The organism is Clostridium bornimense (genome assembly GCF_018917145.1).
In the GTDB taxonomy this organism is placed as follows: Bacteria; Bacillota; Clostridia; order Clostridiales; family Clostridiaceae; genus Clostridium_AN; species Clostridium_AN bornimense_A.
This window is the reverse complement of sequence record NZ_JAHLOD010000042.1, coordinates 21,146-28,994: the sequence shown is the minus strand read 5'-3', so window position 1 is coordinate 28,994 and position 7,849 is coordinate 21,146. Positions and strand designations below refer to the sequence as shown.

5 protein-coding genes are annotated in these 7,849 nt (G+C 27.3%); 1 reads left to right on the top strand and 4 read right to left on the bottom strand.

Annotation, left to right across the window (positions count from 1 at the left end; translation table 11 throughout):
• The first annotated feature begins 114 nt into the window (after positions 1-114).
• Positions 115-555: an Hsp20/alpha crystallin family protein gene (locus tag KQI30_RS13020; RefSeq protein WP_216463779.1), complete on the top strand. Its 441-nt coding sequence runs from the start codon at positions 115-117 to the stop codon at positions 553-555.
• Positions 556-655: 100 nt separating this feature from the next.
• Here KQI30_RS13020 and KQI30_RS13015 read toward each other — a convergent pair whose 3' ends face one another.
• From KQI30_RS13015 to KQI30_RS13000, 4 genes are all read right to left on the bottom strand, one after another.
• Positions 656-1,381 (bottom strand): class I SAM-dependent methyltransferase, encoded by a 726-nt coding sequence (locus KQI30_RS13015; protein WP_216463778.1) that lies wholly within the window; start codon positions 1,379-1,381, stop codon positions 656-658.
• Between the two features lie 279 nt (positions 1,382-1,660).
• Entirely contained in the window at positions 1,661-3,376 is a 1,716-nt protein-coding gene (locus tag KQI30_RS13010) for an ABC transporter ATP-binding protein (protein WP_216463777.1), read from the bottom strand.
• 16 nt (positions 3,377-3,392) lie between these two features.
• Positions 3,393-5,066: an ABC transporter ATP-binding protein gene (locus KQI30_RS13005; RefSeq protein WP_216463780.1), complete on the bottom strand. Its 1,674-nt coding sequence runs from the start codon at positions 5,064-5,066 to the stop codon at positions 3,393-3,395.
• 288 nt (positions 5,067-5,354) lie between these two features.
• Positions 5,355-7,736, bottom strand: coding sequence for a DUF2207 domain-containing protein (locus tag KQI30_RS13000; protein WP_216463776.1), 2,382 nt, complete (start codon positions 7,734-7,736; stop codon positions 5,355-5,357).
• Positions 7,737-7,849: the final 113 nt, after the last annotated feature.

The following is a 7,849-nucleotide window of genomic DNA, read 5'->3' as shown; positions in this document are numbered from 1 at the left end:
ATTTCAGCCAAGTTTGATAATGGTGAGCTTATTGTAACCTTACCAAAACTTCCAAAGACTGAAGAAAAAGTTAATAAGATTGATATCCAATAATTTTATAAGGAGGTCTTTTATATGTTTGGATTAATACCTTTTAATACTAATAAAAATTTAAGTAATGGAAACAGTTTTGAAAATCTACTATCTAATTTCTTTAATGATGATTTCTTTGCACCATTTAATATAGATTCCGATAACTTTCATGCAGATATTAAGGAAACAGATAATGAGTACTTAGTAGTTGCTGAATTACCTGGTGTCAAGAAAGAAGATATTTCTCTAGAGTATAATGATAATCAACTAGTTATCTCAGCTAAAAGAGATGAATTTATTAATGAAGAAAAAGATAATTATATAAGAAAGGAACGTCATTACGGTACTTTCTCAAGATCTTTCTATGTTGACAATGTTGATAAAAATGATATTCTTGCAAAATTTGAAAATGGAGAATTAAAGATTGTATTACCTAAACTTGAAAAAACTTCTCCAACATCAAACCGTATAGAAATACAATAATCCACTATAAAAATATATAACTCATTTTATTTCGCCAATCTATTATAAACAACAAAAAAGTGTCCCCTGGGGACACTTTTTTAAATTTCATTTTTGTCGCTTAATTATCATGCTTTCTCAAAAAAATATGATTAAAAAAGGATACCTTAATGTATTCATCTATATCACAAACTTTCATTTCTATTTCGAACATTTTATCTTGCCATGACTTTTCACTTTTTATTTCGTTGTTTTGTTGTAATCCCCAAAATGTTCTTACCCCTCGAATTTCTTCTATTACCATATTATTACCTATCCATCTTCTTATATCATCTATATTATAATAATTCACTTTACCAAAAGAATATACATTTATTTCGCCACCATTAAGAAGATTCATTGCTTCATCTACGTTATTTTCAAAAACTACTTTCTGCATAATCCTACCTGCATGATTATGCTTTACTATTGATAATATTCCATTTGGTTTAAGCACTCTATAAAATTCATCAAATATATCTTTTCTCTCTTCTACATATTCTAAAACATTATGGCATACTATAAAATCAAAAGAATTATCTTTTTCTTCCTTCAATTTTTCTATATCACCATGAATCTGCTTATAACTATTTTTACAAATTCTATTTTCAATCATCTCCAAATTAGGTTCTATTGCGGTAACATTATTATTTTCAGCTAAATGATTTGCAGTAAATCCAAACCCACTTCCAAAATCAAGAACATTGCAATTCCTAATACCAGATAACTGTTTCCATACCACTTTATAAAATAATATTCCCCAAGGTTTCTTCATATTCTCTAAATAATTATTAAGATTTATATCCATAATTCCTCCTTAACCATATCAATACCTCTTTATCTTGATATAACTATTGTGTCATATATTACAATTTATGTCAACGCTTCATGATTTTTCATTTTTATCTGTATGTTTCGTGGAATAGTATGGTACAATAATACTTGTATTAATTTTTTATAATAGGAGATTTCCGTTATGCATTATAAAGCAACTAACAACTTAAATCGAGAAAATATAAATAATTTTGTACGCTGTATATATTATATAATAACAAAAAGTGTCCCCTGGGGACACTTTCTAAAATTTTTATGCAAACTGACTATTATACAATTCGTAGTAAAATCCTTTTTTCTCTAACAATTCTTTATGATTACCTTGCTCTACAATATTTCCTTTATTCATAACAAGAATTTTATCTGCACTTACAATAGTAGAAAGTCTATGTGCTATTACAAAACTAGTTCTTCCTTCCATAAGCTTTAAGAAAGCTTTTTGAATTCTTATTTCAGTAAGCGTATCAATAGAACTTGTAGCCTCATCTAGTATCAGCATCTTTGGATCAGCTAACATTACTCTAGCTATAGTTAATAATTGTCTTTGCCCTTGTGATAAATCTTCATCAGAAATAATTGTATTATAACCATTTTTCAATCTCTTAATAAAAGAGTGGGCATGGGCAGACTTTGCTGCTGCAACTATTTCTTCATCTGTAGCTCTTGGCTTTCCATAAGCTATATTTTCTTTTACCGTTCCCTTAAATAACCATGGATCTTGAAGTACCATACCAAATGTTTTTCTTAAGCTATCTCTAGTTATATCCTGTACATTTATACCATCAATTAATATTTCACCACTATCAATATCATAGAATCTCATAAGTAAATTAACTAATGTAGTTTTTCCACATCCTGTTGGTCCAACTATTGCTATAGTCTCACCAGCTTTTGCAGTGAAATTGAAATTATCGATAAGTGGTTTCTTTTTATCATAAGAAAAATCAACATTTCTTATTTCAATGTTTCCCTTACAATTATTTAATTCTATAGCATTCGCTTTATCATAAGGTTCAGGTTTCTCATCAATTATATTAAAAATTCTTGTTAATGATGCAAAAGCAGTTTGTATTTGTGCAGTTATTCCTGATATTTCATTAAAAGGCTTAGCAAATTGGTTTGCATATATTAAGAAACTTGAAACTATACCTACAGAAACTCCTTTAGTTACTGCTAATATTCCACCAACTAATCCTACAGATATGTAAGCTATATTATTTACAAATCTTGTACTTGGATTTATCATTGCTGAGGCAAACATAGCTCTAGTAGCTGTCTTTGCTAATTTGTCAGATATATTATCAAACTCCTCTATAGATTTACTTTCACGATTAAAAGCTTTTACCACCTTTTGATTTCCTACTATTTCAGATACAAACGATGATAACTGACCTATAGATTCTTGTTGCTTAACAAAAAATCTTTGGTTAAACTTACTGATAGTAGAAGCTACTATAAAACATATTGGTGTAACTACTAATATAGCTATTGTAATCCCTACATTTAAATAAAACATTGCAATAAGTGATGCTACAACTGTTACTATTCCTGAAAATAAATTTGTTATAGATACTGCTAATGCATCACTTACATTATCTAAATCATTAGTAAAACGACTTATAATATCACCATGTGGATTATGATCGTAATATGATAATGGTTGATTATTTAAACTTTCAAATGTATCTCTTCTCATATCTCTAACAATTATATATGCTATCTTATTTGCATATCTTGATATAAACCACTGAAATATTGAAGACACTAAATAAATAATTGCTAATGATATTAATACTGTAGTCAATCCCTTAAAGTTAACATTATTAATTCCCACTATATTATCTATAGCTTTACCATTTAAATATGTTGCCACTATAACGGCAATATTACTTATAAATGCACAGAAAAGTGCTAAAAGAATCAAAAACTTATATGGCTTTATATATTTTAATAATCTTTTAAAATTCATTTTCACTTTTCCTCCTTTACTTACTTTGTGACATATAAATTTCTTTATATGTATCACAACTATTAAGTAATTCTTCATGTGTTCCAAGCCCCATAACTTTTCCATCATCAAGAACTAAAATTTTATCAGCTGAGACAATAGAACTAATTCTTTGAGAAATAATAATAATTGTACTATCTTTCAAAGTTTCTTTTAATGAATTACGTAATTTTTTATCTGTAGCATAATCTAGGGCACTTAAACTATCATCCATAATAATCACTGGTGGTTTCTTTACTAAAGCTCTCGCAATTGTAAGACGTTGTTTTTGTCCACCAGAGAAATTCTTGCCACCTTCATAAATCATTGAATTTATACCATTTTCCATATTAGAAACAAAATCATATGCTTCTGCATTTTTTAATGCTTCTATTACTTCTTCGTCTGTAGCATCTTCTTTTCCCCATCTTATATTATCAGCAATAGTACCAGAAAATAGCACTGACTTTTGAGGTACTATCCCAATTTCTCTATGTAAATAATCTTGTGATAGCTCTTTTACATTAACATTTCTAAAAAGTATATTACCAGTTGTAGTATCATAAAATCTACAAATTAAATTTGATATAGTAGACTTACCACTTCCTGTTGTACCAACTATACCAAATACTTCTCCCTTTTTAATAGTAAAAGATATATCACTTAAGGTATCCTCATCATTATATTTAAATGATACTTTATCGAAAACTATACTATTTTCTGTAGTATCATCTGTAGTATCTATACTTCCATCAACAATACTTGGTACACAGTCTAGAATTTCATTTATTCTTTCTGCTGATGCTGCTGCTTTTGTAAATAATACTACTAGATTTGCAACAATTATTAATGCTAATAATACTTGTGTAATATAATTAATCAATACTACAATATCTCCTTGAGATAAAGTTCCCTTATTTACATTAATAGCTCCTAAATAAAATATTATTATAATTCCCATATTCATAACTAATGAAGTTATTGGATTCATTAAAGCAGATAAATTTGTAACTCTAATATATGCTTTTGACAATTCTTCTGTTGCTTCATTCATTCTTTTCTTTTCATTTTTATGTCTAGCAAAAGCTCTTATAACTCTAACTCCAGATAAATTCTCTCTAAGTACACTACCAAGGTTATCTAGTTTTCCTTGTGCATCTTTATATAATGGTATTGTCCTCATCATAATTATTGCTACAATTAAAACAAAAATAGGGATTAGTACAGCAAAAATTAATGATAACTTAGGGTTAATATATATTGACATTACCAAAGCACCAATACATAAAAAAGGAGCTCTACTTACAAGTCTTATAAGCATAGCTACCGCTTGAACAATTTGATTTACATCATTTGTGACTCTATTAATCAACGTAGCATTTCCAAATCTATCAATGTCTGCATAAGACAATGTTGATATCTTATCCATTAGCTCTTTTCTTAAATCATTTCCTAAGTTTTGACAGGTATAGGAAGCATAATATTGACATAAAGATGCTGATGCCAATCCCACAGATATAATTCCAAGCATTAAAATAGCTGTTTTCCCTATGTACGATATATCGCCATTCTTTATACCAATATCAATTATCTTACCCATAAAAAGTGGCAATAACAATTCTAAAATTGCTTCAAACAACTTTGCCCCTGATCCAACAATGGTTTCTTTCATATAAGGTCTTAGAAATCTCTTCAGTCTAAACAAACTTTTTCCTCCTCGTTTTATTATGATATTATCTATTATATCACTTTAATGTTATCTTTACATTTTACTTTGTATCCCCCGGGGACACAATTTTTATTACGAAAGGGGCTATCGCACAAAGGAGTTAGAGATCATAGTACAGTAGTTTTTTCATCAAAATAGAATATCATGACACAAGGCACAGTTAAAGGAGGTATCGCTAACAGCTTTTCATTTGTTAATGCGACACCTCCTTTAACCTTCTAACATATTAATTTACCAGCTTGATCCACCACCACCTCCTGTGCCACCACCAGAAAATCCTCCGCTAAAATATGAATTATTATTTGACAAAGTATTATTATTCTGTGGTGGAGTAGAAACATCATCATATATTGAATTTAATGATCCTGTCATAGCTGTAATCATATAATAGTCGTAATACCCTGTATCTGTGTTACTACCATAATACCACTTTGGTGACATCATGGTAATATCTTTAAACTTATCACACCAAATACTACTTATTCCTAACACTTCAGTATATGGCAATATGTCGTAAAATACTTCTCCTTCTTCCTCTATCATTGCTTCTATCTTTTTCTTCTCTACATTATTTATAAAATACTTAAATCCTAATATATTTGATATATTTTCTATGGCATATTCACTTTTACATGGCATAAATCCACTTACTAAAATATTTATATAAGATAATACAGTAATTATTATAGTATATTGAATTGGTATCTCTATAGAATATAAAGTTATAAATGATATTATAGTTGCTGACAACAAACTTCCATTCAAAATAAATTTAGTCCCTAACTTTATTTCCTTATAATATATAGTTTTCGATACATATATAGATGCGCAATATAAAATAATAGATAATACAAAATTCACCGCTAAAACTTGAATTAAATAATCCAAACTTTCGTTATATTCTAGTGTTTTATTTATAGAAACAACAACTATAGGTATTAATGAAATAATAAAAGATAGGACACTAAAAATAATTGTCTTTATATTATTTAATGATCTTTTTCCTTCAAATGTTTTAGGTATACTATTTTTAACCTTATTAATTTCCAAATTAATAATTCCCTTTAGCTGTTCAGTAGTTACTACTGTCCCATCTCCTTCATTAAATATAGAGTTAAACATCTTCTTTTCATAATCCTTATGATTTTCATCTAAATCCTTAAGCTTTGTAAACTTAAAAATATTCTTTTTCTTACTTACAGATTCAATTTTTAAATATCCTTTACTTCCCCAGTAAGGTATCAAAGATAAAATATCTTTATTAGCTACTCTTCCTTTAATAATATATCCTACTTCAGCACTATTAAATTCTGTAGTATATATATCTTTTTTTATAGGAATTTTTTTCTTTCTACAATATTTGAAATATATAAATATATTCAATATACACATTGTAGCCCCCAATACTACAGCTAGTATTATGCTTCTTGATATATTTCTACTATACAAATTTTTATCAACATCCAAATTTAAATATATTGCTTCCTTTTTATTAATATCATTACTATTTTTAAAACTAACTACATTATCGTCAACTACTATATCATAATCTTTATAAGATATATCATTTTTAATTCCTCTCACTTTACTATATGAAGTTATTTTATAATTCAATTTCTCCACTTTAATATTTTTATACCATGAATTAATAATAATATTAGTATCAGAATGTAATACTGGTATTACTTTATACTGTACATTAAATTCATATCTTCCTTGTTCTTTTGGTAAGATAATATTGTTGTTTTCTTTATCAATAATAATATTTTTATTATTGATTTTTACATCTTCTATCTTACTTTTATATTCTAGATTATGATCATCCCATAAATTAATAGTACAACTCTCATCATTTTTTAATACATCCACAATATATGATGAACTTACTAAGTACTCTTGTTTATTGTTTATCTTTATATTTGTTTCATTATTTTTCACAACAAAGGGATATTGATATTTTTTAGCATTTTTAAATGCTCCTTCGTTGAACTTGGCATATATAGTAACTGGATTATTAGCAGGAATCTCATCCTTCGATATCAACACAACTTTATTTTGCTTTTTTACTATCTTTATAAAGTCATTTTCATCATCACCATATTCACCGCTATATAAAGTAAACCTTTCCAACTTAGCTTCTTCTGGATATTTTATAATTGCTTTATACTTCTTAATGGTAGTGTCCCATTGTGCTCCTAAAATATTTAAGTAAACATAATCTCCATCATTTAATTCATCAGCATAATTATCCAAGGTATAATTTATAATATATCTTTTCTTTCCTTTTACTTCTTTTTTAGCATTACCAATCTTTATCTTTACTTCATTCTTATTGGATTCTACTTCATATTGCTCATTGGCAACAGAAATATCTTTTATACTGTAATCTTCATCATCTGATATAGGAATTTTTCTTATGATACCATGCCTATTTTCATTAAAATAAACATCTATTGTTTCAGTAATTATATATTGCCTAGCATCATTTACTTCAACTTCCACTTTCATGTTTTTTATATAATATCCATCATCATCAGCAAATGCAACAATGTTATTAAAAAATACCGTAGCTATAGTAATAAAAATTAAAATAATACTTTTTAACTTTTTCAATATATCACCCCTTAAAATTTCCCATATATTAATATTATACATCACTTACATAAATAATAAATATTTTTGTGTTCCCCGGGGACACTTTTGAAAAATAGTTCTGTAATCCTTTA

Bases quoted from the DNA above. Each gene is read 5' to 3' on its own strand.
- KQI30_RS13020 (WP_216463779.1), top strand. From the start codon at position 115: ATGTTTGGATTAATACCTTTTAATACTAATAAAAATTTAAGTAATGGA.
- KQI30_RS13015 (WP_216463778.1), bottom strand. From the start codon at position 1,381: ATGGATATAAATCTTAATAATTATTTAGAGAATATGAAGAAACCTTGG.
- KQI30_RS13010 (WP_216463777.1), bottom strand. From the start codon at position 3,376: ATGAATTTTAAAAGATTATTAAAATATATAAAGCCATATAAGTTTTTG.
- KQI30_RS13005 (WP_216463780.1), bottom strand. From the start codon at position 5,066: ATGAAAGAAACCATTGTTGGATCAGGGGCAAAGTTGTTTGAAGCAATT.